This is a genomic window from Planktothricoides raciborskii GIHE-MW2, from assembly GCF_040564635.1.
GTDB classification, from domain to species: Bacteria; Cyanobacteriota; Cyanobacteriia; order Cyanobacteriales; family Laspinemataceae; genus Planktothricoides; species Planktothricoides raciborskii.
Window position 1 is genome coordinate 1631874 of the sequence record NZ_CP159837.1, and the last position, 15510, is coordinate 1647383.

Consider the following 15510-nt stretch of genomic DNA (forward strand, 5'->3'; position numbering starts at 1 on the left):
CAACCCTATGCCCACGATCAAAAACCAATCAACCACCACCCAGCAAAGCAATATGAGTACACGACGTAGTGAAACGAGTGATAGCATTCGGGCTTATCTACATGAAATCGGTCGTGTACCCCTGCTGACTCATGAGCAAGAGATTGTGTATGGGAAGCAGGTACAGCAAATGATGAAGTTGCTAGAGGATCAAGAAGCTTTGGCGAAAAAATTAAATCGCCAGCCAATTGAGCAGGAATGGGCTGACCATGTGAATTTGACGGTTTCTGAACTTCAGAGATTGTTGGATCTGGGGCAGCGGGCGAAGCGAAAAATGATTGAATCCAATTTGCGTTTGGTGGTGGCGATCGCCAAGAAATACCAAAAGCGCAATCTGGAATTTTTGGATCTGATCCAAGAAGGCACCCTCGGCTTGGAACGGGGGGTAGAAAAATTCGATCCCATGCGGGGCTATAAGTTTTCTACTTATGCTTACTGGTGGATTCGCCAAGCAATTACCCGAGCGATCGCCCAACAAGCCCGCACGATTCGTCTACCCATTCACATCACGGAAAAACTGAATAAAATCAAACGAGTGCAGCGGGAACTCAGTCAAAAACTGGGTCGCACCCCAACACCGGCAGAAATTGGGGAAATTTTGGATCTGCAACCCGCCCAAATTCGGGAATATCTGCTGCTTTCCCGTCAGCCGGTTTCTTTGGATTTGCGAGTTGGGGACAACCAAGATACGGAATTGCAAGACCTGCTCGAAGATGTGGACGCTTCCCCAGAAAATTACATTATGCAAGAGTTGTTGCGGGAAGACTTGCATAATTTATTAGATGAATTAACCCCGCAACAAAAAGATGTGATTATGCTCCGGTTTGGCTTCAAAGATGGGCGCGAGCTTTCTTTAGCCAAAGTCGGTGCCGCCCTGAAACTCAGCCGTGAGAGAGTCCGCCAATTAGAGCATCAAGCTTTGGCGCATCTGCGGCGGCGTCGGGCGAATGTGCAAGAATATTTCGCCAGCTAATCCAGCTAAGAATAATCCAGCTAAGAATAATCCAGCGAAAAATATTGTTAGCAATTTTTAGCAAATAGAATCACTGGCAAAGCCAAATAAATTCCCAAGACCAGAGAAATTAATGATTCTCTGGTCTTTGTTTTGTCCTAGGGATACGGTGTGCTGACTGAAAACCTGGACACTTGAAAAAATATGGGTTAATTTAGGCGTGTTTGTGACTTGCTCAGGCAGTCAAATTCCTGACCATCATTTTCAGGGTTAGTATCTACATATTGACGAGCCGAAGTCTTGCAAATCAAGGGTTGATCTTAAACAGGGGATAAGAAACTTCAATGACAATGAAGGATACAGAGAATCAGCATCCTGAACGGATCAGCTTGTTGACCGCGATCTGTCTTGTGGTCGCGAATATGATTGGCACCGGGGTGTTCACTTCTCTGGGTTTTCAGGTGGTGGATATTCAGTCCGGTTTTTCTTTGTTGTTTTTATGGTTTGTTGGGGGAGTTTTCGCCCTCTGTGGCGCCCTGGCTTACGGGGAATTGGGGGCGGCGATGCCCCGGTCTGGGGGTGAATATCACTATTTATCTAAGATATATCATCCGGCTTTAGGCTTTCTTTCGGGATGGCTTTCGGTGACGGTGGGGTTTGCGGCGCCGATCGCTGCTGCCGCGATCGCATTAGGAAGGTATTTCTGTAGAATCATTTGGGAACCAGAAAATATACCCAGTTTTTACCCACAGGCGATCGCTTTATTCGTGGTGATCGTGATTTCTCTATTGAATACCAAAGATTTGAAACTGGCCAGTTCATTTCAACAGATATTTACCCTGTTAAAAGTGCTGCTGATTGTGGTATTTATTGCCTGCGGATTGGTTATGGCTACTCCCCAAGATATTAGCTTTTTGCCCTCTGCCGCCGATCCAAATCTGATTTTTAGTGCGCCGTTTGCCATTTCAATGGTCTATGTCACTTATTCTTATTCCGGTTGGAATGCGGCGATTTATTTAGCCAGTGATATTGACCAACCGGCCAAAAATCTGCCCCGGTCTTTGCTGCTGGGAACGGTGATCGTTATGGTGTTATATTTGTTGTTAAACTTGGTTTTTCTCTACAGTACCCCCATCGATCAACTAGCCGGACAATTGGAAATTGGTTATATTTCTGGGAATCAGATTTTTGGGGCGATCGGGGCTAAAATTATGGCATTCTTAATTTCTTTTGGCCTAATTTCTTCCATTAGTTCAATGGTTTTAGCCGGCCCAAGGGTGACACAGGTGATTGGGGAAGATATCCCGGTTTTCCGAATTTTAGCCAAGAAAAATGCGCTGGGAATTCCTTATACTGCGATTTTATTCCAATTGGCGATCGTGATATTTTTCATCATCACCGCCACATTTGAATCTGTGATTACTTATCTGGGATTTACGCTGACTCTTTCTTCTTTTCTCACAGTCTTAGGGGTATTTGTCCATAGAATTCGCTACCCTGAAGTGGCGCGACCATATAAAACTTGGGGCTATCCGGTGACGCCAATAATTTTTCTCTTAATTAGTCTGTGGATTATGATATTTCTCTTAAGAGATAAACCGATTGAATCGGTGGCGGGTTTATACACGATCGCCCTGGGATTGCCGGTCTATTTCTGGGCTGTGAAGAAAAAACTTGCTGATTAAATTGTTGCTTGGCTTGCTGAATGCTGAATATTTTCAGCGGTTAAACTCCTAAGAAGTCTATGACTATCAAAATTACCATGAATCAAAAAATGAATCAAAAAATGAATCAAAAAGTCACGCGATCGCTTTTATTAGCCATCATCTCTACCCTAGTTTTTATTCAGTCTTGTAACAATCCGCAAACTGAAGGCAGCAAAATCGAAAATAGCAGCCAAACGGCCAACACAAATCAGACCACCGCAAGCAACCCAGAGGCAGTCACCGAAGAACCTACAGCCACGCCAAAACCTGAACCAAACCCCGATCCCTTAGCCCAATTCGATTTAGAAAAATCGGCCAAATTAACGGATACTGCCAAGTTAATTGCGGGGATGAAAATTGAGGATGCTAGTCCCCTCGCTGCCATCCAAAATACTACCGGTTGGAAAAATCATGCTCAATATTTTCAAAAGGGTTGGCCGCAACTAGAAAATCAACAACTTGCTAAAGTCAGAAAATGGACTGAAACGGAACTCAAAACCATCAACGAATCTGCGCCATCAATATTTTATCCTTTTAGCGGACCTGATTTTTTATACGCTTATTCTTTCTTCCCCAACGCCAAAGAATATGTAATGATTGGCCTTGAACCTGTGGGCACAGTCCCGGATTTGCTGAATATGTTAGAGGGACAGCGATCGCAACAATTACAAATTATTAATCAGTCCCTTTATGCCATTCTTGAATATAGCTTTTTCCGCACAAAAGCGATGGCAGTGGATTTAGCCAAACAAGGAGTTTTGCCCATTTTATTACTATTTTTGGCTCGCACAAACAATCAAATTTTGGATGTGCAATACGTCGGTTTGGATGCGGAGGCAAAGATTCAAATTTTAGAAACAAGTACCACTCCAGCAGGAATGATTCCCGGAGTCAAAATTTCGTTTTTACCCGCTGGAGAATCTGAACCTAAAACCCTGCATTATTTTTCTACGGATTTATCTAATGATGGCGTGAAGAAAACCCCACAGTTAGTAGAATTTGCCCAAGGTTATGCCAAGGATTCAGTCACTTATTTGAAAGCGGCTTCTTATTTGATGTATAATGAATCATTTTCCACGATTCGGGAGTTAATTCTCAACCAAAGCTATGCGGTGTTGCAGGATGATTCCGGAATGCCCGTTAAACATTTTGATGAAGCAAAATGGGAGCGGAAATTTTACGGCCAATACATTGCCCCGATTGATTTATTTGCCAGTCGATATCAGGCTGATTTGCGAAAAATTTATCAAAGCGATAAGACGATTCAGCCTTTAGATTTTGGCATTGGCTATAAATTTTACAAAGACTCTAATTTAATGTTAGCCACTCGGAAAGCAGCGCAATAAAAGTTAAGCAATTAATTCACCGCCATTAACACAAGAAAAGAAACCCGGTTTCGCCGAAGTTATCAAAGAAACCCGGTTTCTGGCACCGCGATGGAAAGTTTATAATCCCACGGCTTCTAATAAAGGTTGGATGGTTTCCCAGGTCAGTCCTTGCTCAATGTAAATGGGATTTGTGGGATTTAATGGACCTTGTAGGCGATCGATGGTCAAAATTTCTGCGGTATCGGGAAGTACCGGCACATCTGGGTCAAAAGCAGTTGGACGCATTAAAGAACTAGAATATCCTTTGAAAATGGCAATTTCATCCGCTTCCCCATCAATTTCTGCTTTCACAATTAGCACTTCAGTGGGACGCTTAATCGTGTATTTTTCTAATCGTTGAATGATTTGCTCTGTCATTTTAATTCCAGTCTTAATTCAAGTTTATTGTTGATGTGGTGGGAATTGCCCGCTATTGTCCTCTCAATTATATCAAGCATCAGAAATTATTTCTACAATTATTGCTACGATTGCGAGGTTATTTTGGGCGCAAGCATTGCGACCCTATGCATTTTCTATTACAGCAATTTTCTCAGCAAGTAAACCACAAATACCTGTAGGGGCGAAGCATGACCGCAGACAAATCATTGCTGAAAATATTGTAAGGGCGAAGCATTCCGTAGGGGCGAATGGCCATTCGCCCTTGTACGGGCGAATGGCCATTCGCCCTTGTACGGGCGAATGGCCATTCGCCCCTACTGCTGAAAATATTAAATGAACTGCCGGAATGCTTCGCCCCTACCGGAATGCTTCGCCCTAAAGTGGTTGAGTAATCTGAAAAACGCTGTAAAAACAATATTAACTCAGAGGGTTAAACCGGGTTTGTTTGCCGATGGGATGCTTCGGTGAATCATTGATTTAATCACTGTCAGTGGCCATAAATGCGATCGCATAATGCCGCAATAGAGGAGGTAGCACATAAGATTTTTCGGTTTTTTCAATTAAACAACGCCTGGTTAAAGATTGCAGGGCATTGAGTAACTCTGACGCCGAAATATGATTAGCTTCTAGCAACATAGCCAAAGTGACTGGTTTTTCTTCCTTAGCTAACCGGGAAATTACCTCTATTTCCATTTTCGATAACCGCTTAAATTGTGGCGCTAAATTATCGGCTAAATCTTCCGTTAATAAAATAGTATTCTCCAAAAATAACTCCCTAGGGCTGAGTTCCAAGTCTTGCATCAAATTGGCCAATATTTTTAACCATAAAGGATTGCCTTGGTACAGGGAAATCAGCGATCGACTCATCTCTGAACTAGCAATCCCTCGATCCTTAAATATTTTTAGCGCTGCGTTGTAGTTTAAGCCCCGAAGTTTGAGGCTGTGAATGGGATGAAAATCGCTGTTGTGCTGGGGAACTTGTCTCGGTTGTTCCCACCCAATTAGTAAGAAGCAACTTTGATGGGATAATTCCTCAATTTGTTTCAAAAAAGTGGCATAATCCTGGGTTTCGGGTTTATATTCTCCCGCCGATTTTCCCGGACTAAATAGGTATTGAACATCATCGAATACGACTAAACAACGATGCTTTTGTAGATATTTAATCAGAGATAAAGGCTGAGGGTTCTTTTTACCTAATTGGATTTCTGACCGCTGGGAAAAAAAAGCAATTAGACTGGTTTCCAGTTGGGCAAAAGTGGGGCATTTTTCCAGACTGCGCCACACTACATAGTCAAATTCATCTTTAATTTCGCGGATGAGTTCGGTTGCCAAGGTCGTTTTGCCAATGCCACTCATCCCCTCGATGGTGACAAGGCGGCAATTTTCTTGAATGACCCATTGTTTCAAGGTTTTTAGTTCATCGATGCGGTCATAACAAATCCGCAAATCCGGCATTTCGCTCAAATCTTGATGCAGGGTTTCTGTTGATGTGGCTTCAGGATTTTTCAGATTATTTTCGCTCTTGGGGATATCTGAGAAAGGTAAAGTTTCCCTACCAAAATTTATGCTACAAATTTTTATAGAATCTCGGAGAGAATTATCGGAAAAAATAGAAATTTGCAACCTTTCCATTGTGGATCGCAAATTTGATTTATGGATATCTTCCCCCAACATTTCTGATAGGATTTGCCACAACTCAGAACCCACATTCCTCACATGACTTTCCGAACAATGAGACTCATCGGCGATTTCTTGATATGTCTCACCTTGGATTGTCCCTCGCAGTACCGCTTTTTGCAAGTCATCGAGGTGCTGACCTGTTTTTGCGAACACCAGATCGTCGGCAAGTTTTAACATTTCCTTAAAATTCATGGGCTTTGGTCAATGTCAGGGTTTGCCTATTATATCCGACATTTTCCTACATTTTCGGACATTTTCGGACATTTTCCTACAGTAGGCAAGGAAATTTACCAAAAATTGCCGATAAAATCGGATATTTTCCGACTATACAGAATCTGGCATTAGTTTTATAGTGGAGTTATGACATTTACAGCAAGCGAGTCCGTCATGTCTACACAAATTGAAAGAATCAAAGTTCGTTTAGCTAGTCAGAATGACGAAGAAAGACTCGATGCGTTATTAGAGACTCTTAACTGTGGTCAAGACGGATTAGAACTATTAATTGAACAGTCTTTAAAAGATCAGTCAGAAAAAATTAGACAATTAACCTATAGAATTTTTATGGGCGATCGGCCTCATCTTAATGAAAGCCCAGAAAAATCTTACCCACCACATAACCCAACAGATATAATTACTTCGATCGCAATTAGCCCTAATACCCCTAATACTATTAGAATAGTAGGAGGCAGCTACAAAAAAATTTGGATTTGGAGTTTAGAAAGTAAAGAATTTACTTGTTTTCTTAAAGGAAGTCAACAAGGAAGTCAACAACATTCGCACTGGATTTTGTCGGTTGCGATTAGCCCTGATGGAAATAGATTAGTCAGCGGCAGCGCAGATAAAACTATTAAAGTATGGGATTTAAATCAAGGAAATCTAATTCATACATTAAATCTAATTCATACATTAAAGGGACATGATGGCTGGGTGACTGCTGTTGCCATTACTGCTGATGGAAAAAACATTATCAGTGGCAGTACAGACAAAAGCATCAAAGTCTGGGATTTAAATACAGGCAAATTGATTAAAACCCTGAAGAATGACAAAGAATTATCTTCTGTTCTGACTCTATGTCTGACTCACGATCAAAAAATGATCGTGAGTGGAGACACAAATAATAATATTACTTTATGGGATTTAAAGACAGGTCAATGGCTCCGCAGTCTTGAAGGACATTCAGATTGGATTAAAGCGTTAACAGTTACTTCAGATAATACCACTTTAATTAGTGGCAGTCGTGATGGGATGCAAAAAATTTGGCAGTCAAACCCTGATAATAAAAATAATTTTAACTTACCATTAATTTTAGCTCAAGGATCATTAGATATAGCACTTATTGGATTTTTATGGAAAATTTCAATCTCATGGTTTATTATATTTTTTGTTTGGGTATCTATGAAAATTTGGTTAATATATCGCGATCAAAAATCTGATAATCTATCTTCTAAAACAATAGATTGTATTAAGACATTACCTGGCTGTACATCTATTAATTCTCTGGATTGCAATTTGGATCAAGATATAATTTTTATTGGTAGTTTTAATACGGCTAATTTTTTTAATCTTAAAAAAAATGAATTAATAAAAACATGGATAGTAGATGGGTTTATTAGTTCTGTAGTAATTAGTTCAGATGCCAGAATACTTGCTTTTGCCGGTCAAAACTGGATTACTTTATTAGATGCAAAAACCAGAAAACCTCTGCCTGTTCTTAAAGGTTGTTCTTATTCACGATTAAGTACAATTAAAATTATCGATCAAAGTAATAATCAAAAGCTATATACTGGGGACATTAAAACATTTACAGTAAAAGTAGTAGATCAGAATAACCAACCAATAAATATTGATAGTAAAAATATTATTTGGGACTGTTTTTTTACTGGCTATAAATACAGCGTGGTAGCACCTGGTAAACTACAGAAAAATAATAATGGAGAAGCGGTATTTATAGCCGGTAACAAACCAGGAAATGTTGACATTACAGTAAAAGTTGGAATTCTGGAAGATTCGATAAAAATTAATATTCAAGAAGCTCCTAAAATCTCTAAAATAAAGTGTTCACCTCATAATCAAACTAAACTTTTATATGGACAAAGCTTTGAGTTTAAAGTTGCAGAAACTTTAGATCAATATGGATCTCGCATAAAAACCACGTCAATTCAGTGGTTAGTTGAGCCAGAAAAATATGGCATTTTTGACGAAAATGGTAATTTTACTGCCGGTCAATATTCAGGGACTTGTTACGTCTATGCTTCGGTTGGTTCAATCAAGTCTGAAAGAATTTCAATTGAGATTATTGAACCTCCCAAGTTGACAAAACTCCTGGTGATAAATAATCGCCTATCTAATATAAAATTAGAATATGGAAAAACTTTAAAATTTGAGGTAAAAGGTGTAGACCAATATGGAGAGGATATATCCACTGGAACAATTACTTGGTCAGTGGATGATGATCGATCTGGAACCATTGACGAAGATGGTAACTTTACTGCCGGTGAATATTCAGGGACTTGTGACGTCTATGCTTCGGTTGGTTCAATCAAGTCTGAAAGAATTTCAATTACGATTCTTGAACCTCCCAAGTTGACAAAACTCCAGGTGATAAATCGCCTATCTAATATAAAATTAGAGTATCAAGAAACTTTTCAATTTGAAGTAAAAGGTGTAGACCAATATGGAGAGGATATATCCACTGGAACAATTACTTGGTCAGTGGATGATGATCGATCTGGAACCATTGACGAAGATGGTAACTTTACTGCCGGTGAATATTCAGGGACTTGTGACGTCTATGCTTCGGTTGATTCAATCGAATCTGAAAGAATTTCAATTACGATTATTGAACCTCCCTATCTGAAAGAACTTCAGGTGATAAATCGCCCATATAAAGAATTAGAATATGGAGAAACTTTTCAATTTGAAGTAGAAGGGATAGACCAATATGGATACGATATATCCACTGGAACAATTACTTGGTCAGTGAATGATGATCGATATGGAACTATTGACGAAGATGGTAACTTTACTGCTGGTGAATATTCAGGGAATTGTTACGTCTATGCTTCGGTTAGTTCAATCGAATCTGAAAGAATTTTAATTGAGATTATTGAACCTCCCAAGTTGAAAAAACTCCTGGTGATAAATCGCCCATCTAAAGAATTAGAGTATCAAGAAACTTTTCAATTTGAAGTAAAAGGTGTAGACCAATATGGAAACTATATATCCACTGGAACAATTACTTGGTCAGTGAACGATGAGCAATCTGGAACCATTGATAAAAATGGTAACTTTACTGCCGGTCAATATTCAGGGACTTGTGACGTCTGGGCTTCGGTTGGTTCAATCAAATCTGAAAGAATTTCAATTGCTATTATTGAACCTTCTCGTTTAGAAAAAATAGAATTAAAACCTTCTTTTGTTTCTTTACTACCAAACCAAAAACAACATTTTGCGATCGTTGCTTACAATCAACGAAAGCAAGAAATACCGCTTAATCAAAAAATACAGATTAACAATCAAGAATACAATATTCCCAATGATATAGAATATGAAGTATCTGAAAAATTAACTTTTCAGGGAATTGATTATAACCGAGAACAAAAAAAAGTGTCTTGCAAAGTCACTGTCAATCAAGATGGAAAAGGCGATCAAGAAATAATTATTAAAATTGGAGATTTTAGCGCTAAGGCTACAGTTTATGTTCAGCCAGTTTTGCGAAAAATCGAAATATCGCCTAAAGACAAAGAACTTAAACCAGAAGAATCATTTACGTTTACTTTAAAGGGCTTCGATCAAACTGATCAACCCTATAATCACATTTTTAATGTGCAATGGAAAACGACAACTGGTGGATTCATCTCGCTTGGAAGTGTCAGTGCTGAAGGAATTTTCAGAGGAGATTATAAAAGACGTGAAGTTACTGTCACTGCAAGCGTTGGCGATATTAGCGATACAGCTAAAGTTATTCTATTGCCTGTTTTAAGACGTTTAAGAATTAAACCGAGATTTGTTTATCTGAAACCAAACGATCAACAAATATTTACTGTTCAAGGTTTCGATCAATTTAAAAATGAAATCGATCCGGGAGACGTTTACTGGGAAGCAACCGGGGGCAAAATTACTCAAGACGGTATTTTATCTCTGGATGAAAATGACTTAGGTTATTTTCAGGTTACGGTCACATCTCGAGTTCAACCAAAATATACTCAAAAGGTAAGAAAGATTTTTTTATATTTTGGTATTTCTACCGGAATCATCTCTTACTTGATTTCTTATGAAAGTCTCATAGAAGATGTTCTCGCTTTCGATTCAAAGTCAAAGTTAGTTAATCCTCAAAAACAGTTGACAGAAGCTAACACAACGACTGAATCATCTACGGAAACTGAGTCCACGGAACAACTTGACTTAACAACTGACTCATCTACGGATACACAAGCTGAGTCCACGGAACAACTTGACTCAACGACTGACTCATCTACGGATACACAAACTGAGTCCACGGAACAACTTGACTCAACGACTGACTCATCTACGGATACACAAGCTGAGTCCACAGAACAACTTGACTCAACGACTGACTCATCTACGGATACACAAACTGAGTCCACGGAACAACTTGACTCAACGACTGACTCATCTACGGATACACAAGCTGAGTCCACGGAACAACTTGACTTAACGACTGACTCATTTACTGAATCTACAGAACAACTGGACTCTCAGTCAGGTGACATACAGCAAGTAATAGAACCAGTCGTAGAAACTGAAATTGTTAAGGATACAAATTTCTTCGATGATTTTTATCTAGGTTTAGAACAATGGTTTCTCAAAAAGCTGCGAAAGTTAATTGCAAAAGTATTCCGGTCTATTAGTAATTTTTGCTTGACTCAAGCCGATGCACCTTTAAGTGCTTCTGCTGATGTATTTGTTCTCAAAAATGAATCGAATCCCTATAAACATTTTGAATGTCTTAAGACTCTGAAAGGTCATTCGGGTATTGTTTCTTCTTTGGCCATAACACCCGATGGAGAAAAACTGATTACTGCCAGTTGGGACAATACTATAAAAATCTGGAATTTAACTTCAGGGGAGTTACTTCATACTCTAAAAGACCATGCGGATGATGTGGAATGTGTTGCGATTACACCAGACGGGCAAACACTTCTTAGTGCCGGTTGGGATAGCACGATTAAAATTTGGGATTTAAAGACTAATAAATTAGAAAATGATCTGAATTTTTCACGGAGGGTTGTTTTCGTCACGCCTACACTAGATGGACAAAAATTTATTAGTGGTGAAGCATATAATTTAATCAAGGTATGGGATTTAAATAGTCTGGAAATTAACCAAATAATTGGAGAGTTAATCGGAAGCTATAACCATCCTTATTATTGGCATAATTGCATTGTAATATCTCCAGATCAAGAAAAGATATATGTAGGAAATACAGTGATTAAATCTTATAATTTAATCACTGGCAAATTACTCAATATTATGGATGAAGGCAATTTAGGGCTTGTTTATGCTTTGGCTATTACACCAAATGGTCAAACCCTGATTAGTGGCCATGAGGGAATGATTAAAATTTGGGATTTAGCATCGAATCCAGCTTCTGAGGTTAAGCTCACGTTAAATAGTTCGGCTAAAGCAGTCTATGCGCTTAAACTAACACCAGACGGTAAAACAATTATATCGGCTGGTCGTAAAAGCAATGAGAATTCAGAAAATAATGATTCAGATAAACCTGCTGCTGAAGAATCAATTATTGAGGTATGGGACTTGAATACTGGAGAACTGCTTCACGCGATTACAGAAAAGGCGGACAATGACAATTATGTTTATTCTCTAGAAATTACCCCAGATGGAACAAATATAATTACTGGATATGAAAATGGAGAAATTAAAATATGGGGGGTAGCAGAGTTATCTTTAGTAGAAAATTAAGTAAAAAATATATGGAAAATTTTTGATTGACTACTCATCGGCGATCGCCCATCTATCTCCAAAAAAGCGATCGCCTCTTTACTGAAAATCTGATTCACCACAAAGACACAAAGAACACAAAGAAGGTAAATTAACTTCCTTTGTGTCCTTCGTGTCTTTGTGGTGAGTAATTCATTCTCCCGAAAAAGCGATCGCTAATTTCATGTTAGACTAAAACGTAATTTTAATATTTTAGGGTATGACTTCAAAAGCGTCTCGATCGTACAGTCGATAAACATAAAAATCACTATCCAATGTAAAGATACGTTTAATTTTTTGACTTTCTGCCGTAGCCACCAGCCTCAGTTGGGTTAAATTGATGATGAGGTTCTGCTTGACTATCGATCGCACCAATTAAGTCCCCGATTTTTTCAGACAACGGTTCTGCTTCTGCTTGCTTGTGATAGAGTTGAGCCGCAATCCAATTTTCTGGAGTTAAACCTTGGCTTTGGGAAACCTCTAAAAGCGTTTGATAAATTTCTTTATCTAGGTTGATTGTATAGTTAGACATAAGTCTATTTTTCAGGATATTATAGGGTTGATAAGAATTTAATTATAACATAATGAAATTCTCAGTCAAGGCTTCGATCGCCCATCTATCCCAAAAAAGCGATCGCTTATCTCCCAAAAAGACGATCGCCCAGTTCTCTCTTAAAAAGCGATATCGATTCTCTTCCTCTGTGTCCTCTGTGTCTCTGTGGTGAATTGCTCATTCTCTCGTAAAAAGCGATCGCCTCCGGGACGCTGCGGAATCCCCTCCTATTTTACTGAAAATCTGATTCACCACAAAGACACAAAGAACACAAAGAAGGTAAATGAACTTCCTTTGTGTCCTTCGTGTCTTTGTGGTGAGTAATTCATTCTCCCGAAAAAGCGATCGCCTCGCCCGATAAGCGCGATTCCGCAAAGCGGACGAATGGCGCGAATCACATGAATCTGTTCCGCTATTGATGAGCCTCCATATATGCTCTTAACAAGCGATTAATCTGATTCTGATAACCCCGACCTTGAGATTTAAACCACTCCAAAACATCATTATCAATGGGTAAAGTCACTTCAGTTTTCGTCTTAGACTTGGGTAAACCTCTTTGAACGACTGCCTTAGCAAACATTTCTGGCGTAATTTCCGGGCAATCAGAGAAATCAATCTCTTCATCAGTCATCGCATCTAGGCGTTGCCAATCAGTCTGAGATTTGCTCGAAGTAAATTCGTTGTTCATATTTAGTTGCCTTTCTCGCAGAAATAATCCGGGTAGATTCTCCTCGTTCTGTATGGACAATTGCCACCACTCGTCCTTGCAACAAACCAAAAGTTACAAACCTCTGTTCCCCATAATTAAATCGGTCATCTTCAACGGTGACAATATCTCCCTCGAAAACTACGGGAATATCGATAAAGTCAATTCCATGTTTGCGGAGGTTGGCAAGACGTTTAGTTTCATCCCACTCAAATTCCATCCCTTCATTTACATCTTAACTAAAGATTATAACTACCTAAATGTAGTTATAGCCACTTATGTTAACACATATTCTGACTGTTCTCCCGTTAAGTAACTTCCTTTGTGTCCTTCGTGTCAATGGGAGTGAGTAATTCATTCTCCCGAAAAAGCGATTCTCTCCCCTGATCTGCGCGATCGCTTACTTCTATCCTAAAAAGCAATAAATTTGGTGAGTTAGACTCCGCTGCGCTGCGTTAACACACCCTACTAAGGTCATCTATTTCCGAAAAAGCGATCGCTAAAATCTCTGCGGAAAATCTTATTCAGCACTTTGGACAAAGCAGCTATTGTTACAATAGTCAAAAAGAAAGTCGGATGAACATACATGAACACTTCTATTATCGATCTAGTCGTTGAACAACTCAAGTACCTGCCACAGCAAAAGCAATGGCAGGTACTTGAGTTTATTGAGACATTGCTAAAAACTGAAGTTCGAGGGACTCCAGGAAAGCAGTTACTACGTTTTGCTGGTTCAATTCCGTCCGACGAGCTTCAATTGATGAGTGAGGCGATCGCCCAAGACTGTGAGGAAGTTGATATCAATGAGTGGTAGATATTTACTGGATACCAACATCATTATTGCTCTGTTTGCCAATGAAAACGTCGTCAAAGATCGTCTGGCTCAAGCCAACGAAGTTTTTCTTCCCACTGTTGCCATTGGAGAATTATGTTATGGTGCCAAAAAATCGGGGCGACCTGAAGCAAATTTAGCCAGAATTGATGAATTAGTTGTCAGCAGTATGGTGCTTGGGTGTGATGTTAACACGGCTCGACAATACGGTGAAGTCAAACACAAATTGAGGCTCAAAGGTCGTCCTTTACCGGAAAATGATATCTGGATCGCTGCTCTTGCATTACAACATGGCTTGATTTTGGTCACTCGCGATGCTCATTTTCAGGAAGTGGATGACTTGCAAACAGTAGCGTGGTGAATTCAAACCTTATACTTAATCGCCTCTTTACTGAAAATTTTATTCACTCCCATTGGCACAAAGAACACAAAGAAGGTCAAGTAACTTCCTTTGTGTCCTTCGTGTCAATGGGAGTGAATTATTCCTTCTCTGATTTATATCTATCTCCTAAAAAGCGATGGATTTGGTGCGTTACACTCCGCTACGCTGCGTTAACACACCCTACCAAACTATTTTGTGTCCTTCGTGTCGAAAGTGGTGAATCATTGATTTTCCTAAAAATCTCAAGCAAAAACCACCCCCCCCACTTGTGGAGGGGTGGTTTTGTGGGATCCCATCAAATTCGCCCATCCTTGGGGGAAAATGAGAACCTAAATTAAGAGTTGTTACAAAATTAAACTTGGCCAAGGGGGGCTGAACTTGGCTTAGTCGTCGTGGTCATCAAACGGGTCAGCCAACTCTTTAGCCGGTGGTCCAAAGGCGGTATAGATGGAAAAGGCAGTGATCGCAATCACAATGACGGCAATGCCAATAATAAAATTAGTTTCCGGAGAGGATTCCATGTGATTAGATAGGTTATGAGAACTATTTCTTCTATAATATTACGAATCGTTAAAACTTTCTGCGTACATTCATCAAAGGTGACTTATGGCACAACGCACAGGCTTAGGAGATTTGCTCAGACCCCTGAACGCTGAGTATGGTAAAGTAGCCCCCGGTTGGGGCACCACCCCAGTTATGGGTGTTTTCATGGGGCTATTTTTTGTGTTCCTGCTGATCATTCTGCAAATTTACAACTCCTCTCTAATGATTGAGGGTGTGAATGTAAATTGGACAACCCTGGGTAAATAGGCGCATCTCATTTACAAGTTTTCCCGCAATAGCCCGCCGTTTTTAATTGGGATTTGTCCCAGTTAGTTCAGGCGGGCTTTAAAATCATAGAAAACATTTGCTCGCTCGCATTTTTCGCGGTAT

15 protein-coding genes are annotated in these 15510 nt (G+C 39.6%); 9 read left to right on the forward strand and 6 right to left on the reverse strand.

Features of this window, described 5'->3' with window-relative positions; translation table 11 throughout:
• Nucleotides 1-52: 52 nt before the first annotated feature.
• From ABWT76_RS06900 to ABWT76_RS06910, 3 genes are all read left to right on the forward strand, one after another.
• On the forward strand, nucleotides 53-1012 hold the full coding sequence (locus ABWT76_RS06900) for an RNA polymerase sigma factor, RpoD/SigA family (protein ID WP_231636800.1): 960 nt from the start codon (nucleotides 53-55) through the stop codon (nucleotides 1010-1012).
• A gap of 323 nt (nucleotides 1013-1335) precedes the next feature.
• Complete coding sequence (locus ABWT76_RS06905; protein ID WP_242049847.1) at nucleotides 1336-2676, forward strand: APC family permease; 1341 nt, start codon at nucleotides 1336-1338, stop codon at nucleotides 2674-2676.
• A gap of 59 nt (nucleotides 2677-2735) precedes the next feature.
• Nucleotides 2736-4043, forward strand: coding sequence for a hypothetical protein (locus ABWT76_RS06910; RefSeq protein ID WP_231636797.1), 1308 nt, complete (start codon nucleotides 2736-2738; stop codon nucleotides 4041-4043).
• Nucleotides 4044-4142: 99 nt separating this feature from the next.
• Here ABWT76_RS06910 and ABWT76_RS06915 read toward each other — a convergent pair whose 3' ends face one another.
• Nucleotides 4143-4442 carry a hypothetical protein gene (locus ABWT76_RS06915; protein WP_054466776.1) on the reverse strand — a complete coding sequence of 100 codons (300 nt, stop codon included), beginning with the start codon at nucleotides 4440-4442 and terminating at the stop codon, nucleotides 4143-4145.
• Nucleotides 4443-4497: 55 nt separating this feature from the next.
• Here ABWT76_RS06915 and ABWT76_RS06920 point away from each other — a divergent pair, with 55 nt between their 5' ends.
• Nucleotides 4498-4800: a hypothetical protein gene (locus tag ABWT76_RS06920; protein WP_190882958.1), complete on the forward strand. Its 303-nt coding sequence runs from the start codon at nucleotides 4498-4500 to the stop codon at nucleotides 4798-4800.
• A gap of 140 nt (nucleotides 4801-4940) precedes the next feature.
• Here the strand turns inward: ABWT76_RS06920 and ABWT76_RS06925 are convergent, their stop codons facing one another.
• Nucleotides 4941-6335: an NB-ARC domain-containing protein gene (locus ABWT76_RS06925; RefSeq protein ID WP_354635846.1), complete on the reverse strand. Its 1395-nt coding sequence runs from the start codon at nucleotides 6333-6335 to the stop codon at nucleotides 4941-4943.
• Between the two features lie 195 nt (nucleotides 6336-6530).
• Here ABWT76_RS06925 and ABWT76_RS06930 point away from each other — a divergent pair, with 195 nt between their 5' ends.
• Nucleotides 6531-12086, forward strand: a complete 5556-nt coding sequence (locus ABWT76_RS06930; protein WP_354635847.1) for a hypothetical protein — start codon at nucleotides 6531-6533, stop codon at nucleotides 12084-12086.
• A 307-nt stretch (nucleotides 12087-12393) separates the two neighbouring features.
• On the opposite strand, the gene ABWT76_RS06935 is transcribed toward ABWT76_RS06930, so the two are convergent.
• Nucleotides 12394-12636, reverse strand: coding sequence for a hypothetical protein (locus ABWT76_RS06935; protein WP_054466781.1), 243 nt, complete (start codon nucleotides 12634-12636; stop codon nucleotides 12394-12396).
• A gap of 52 nt (nucleotides 12637-12688) precedes the next feature.
• On the opposite strand from ABWT76_RS06935, the gene ABWT76_RS06940 reads away from it, so the two are divergent.
• Nucleotides 12689-12829 (forward strand): hypothetical protein, encoded by a 141-nt coding sequence (locus tag ABWT76_RS06940; protein ID WP_156331790.1) that lies wholly within the window; start codon nucleotides 12689-12691, stop codon nucleotides 12827-12829.
• A gap of 240 nt (nucleotides 12830-13069) precedes the next feature.
• Here ABWT76_RS06940 and ABWT76_RS06945 read toward each other — a convergent pair whose 3' ends face one another.
• Complete coding sequence (locus ABWT76_RS06945) at nucleotides 13070-13345, reverse strand: BrnA antitoxin family protein (RefSeq protein WP_054466782.1); 276 nt, start codon at nucleotides 13343-13345, stop codon at nucleotides 13070-13072.
• Nucleotides 13308-13583 carry a BrnT family toxin gene (locus ABWT76_RS06950; protein ID WP_054466783.1) on the reverse strand — a complete coding sequence of 92 codons (276 nt, stop codon included), beginning with the start codon at nucleotides 13581-13583 and terminating at the stop codon, nucleotides 13308-13310. Before ABWT76_RS06950 ends, ABWT76_RS06945 begins: the two co-directional genes overlap by 38 nt.
• A 366-nt stretch (nucleotides 13584-13949) precedes the next feature.
• On the opposite strand from ABWT76_RS06950, the gene ABWT76_RS06955 reads away from it, so the two are divergent.
• On the forward strand, nucleotides 13950-14177 hold the full coding sequence (locus ABWT76_RS06955) for a hypothetical protein (protein WP_354635848.1): 228 nt from the start codon (nucleotides 13950-13952) through the stop codon (nucleotides 14175-14177).
• On the forward strand, nucleotides 14167-14556 hold the full coding sequence (locus tag ABWT76_RS06960; RefSeq protein ID WP_054466785.1) for a type II toxin-antitoxin system VapC family toxin: 390 nt from the start codon (nucleotides 14167-14169) through the stop codon (nucleotides 14554-14556). Before ABWT76_RS06955 ends, ABWT76_RS06960 begins: the two co-directional genes overlap by 11 nt.
• A 404-nt stretch (nucleotides 14557-14960) precedes the next feature.
• Here ABWT76_RS06960 and psbN read toward each other — a convergent pair whose 3' ends face one another.
• Nucleotides 14961-15098 carry a photosystem II reaction center protein PsbN gene (gene psbN / locus ABWT76_RS06965; protein ID WP_072160770.1) on the reverse strand — a complete coding sequence of 46 codons (138 nt, stop codon included), beginning with the start codon at nucleotides 15096-15098 and terminating at the stop codon, nucleotides 14961-14963.
• A gap of 85 nt (nucleotides 15099-15183) precedes the next feature.
• On the opposite strand from psbN, the gene psbH reads away from it, so the two are divergent.
• On the forward strand, nucleotides 15184-15387 hold the full coding sequence (gene psbH / locus ABWT76_RS06970; protein WP_054466786.1) for a photosystem II reaction center phosphoprotein PsbH: 204 nt from the start codon (nucleotides 15184-15186) through the stop codon (nucleotides 15385-15387).
• Nucleotides 15388-15510: the final 123 nt, after the last annotated feature.

Coding starts and splice junctions, on each gene's coding strand:
- ABWT76_RS06900 (WP_231636800.1), top strand. CDS start 53: ATGAGTACACGACGTAGTGAAACGAGTGATAGCATTCGGGCTTATCTA.
- ABWT76_RS06905 (WP_242049847.1), top strand. CDS start 1,336: ATGACAATGAAGGATACAGAGAATCAGCATCCTGAACGGATCAGCTTG.
- ABWT76_RS06910 (WP_231636797.1), top strand. CDS start 2,736: ATGACTATCAAAATTACCATGAATCAAAAAATGAATCAAAAAATGAAT.
- ABWT76_RS06915 (WP_054466776.1), bottom strand. CDS start 4,442: ATGACAGAGCAAATCATTCAACGATTAGAAAAATACACGATTAAGCGT.
- ABWT76_RS06925 (WP_354635846.1), bottom strand. CDS start 6,335: ATGAATTTTAAGGAAATGTTAAAACTTGCCGACGATCTGGTGTTCGCA.
- ABWT76_RS06930 (WP_354635847.1), top strand. CDS start 6,531: ATGTCTACACAAATTGAAAGAATCAAAGTTCGTTTAGCTAGTCAGAAT.
- ABWT76_RS06935 (WP_054466781.1), bottom strand. CDS start 12,636: ATGTCTAACTATACAATCAACCTAGATAAAGAAATTTATCAAACGCTT.
- ABWT76_RS06940 (WP_156331790.1), top strand. CDS start 12,689: ATGAAATTCTCAGTCAAGGCTTCGATCGCCCATCTATCCCAAAAAAGC.
- ABWT76_RS06945 (WP_054466782.1), bottom strand. CDS start 13,345: ATGAACAACGAATTTACTTCGAGCAAATCTCAGACTGATTGGCAACGC.
- ABWT76_RS06950 (WP_054466783.1), bottom strand. CDS start 13,583: ATGGAATTTGAGTGGGATGAAACTAAACGTCTTGCCAACCTCCGCAAA.
- ABWT76_RS06955 (WP_354635848.1), top strand. CDS start 13,950: ATGAACACTTCTATTATCGATCTAGTCGTTGAACAACTCAAGTACCTG.
- ABWT76_RS06960 (WP_054466785.1), top strand. CDS start 14,167: ATGAGTGGTAGATATTTACTGGATACCAACATCATTATTGCTCTGTTT.
- psbN (WP_072160770.1), bottom strand. CDS start 15,098: ATGGAATCCTCTCCGGAAACTAATTTTATTATTGGCATTGCCGTCATT.
- psbH (WP_054466786.1), top strand. CDS start 15,184: ATGGCACAACGCACAGGCTTAGGAGATTTGCTCAGACCCCTGAACGCT.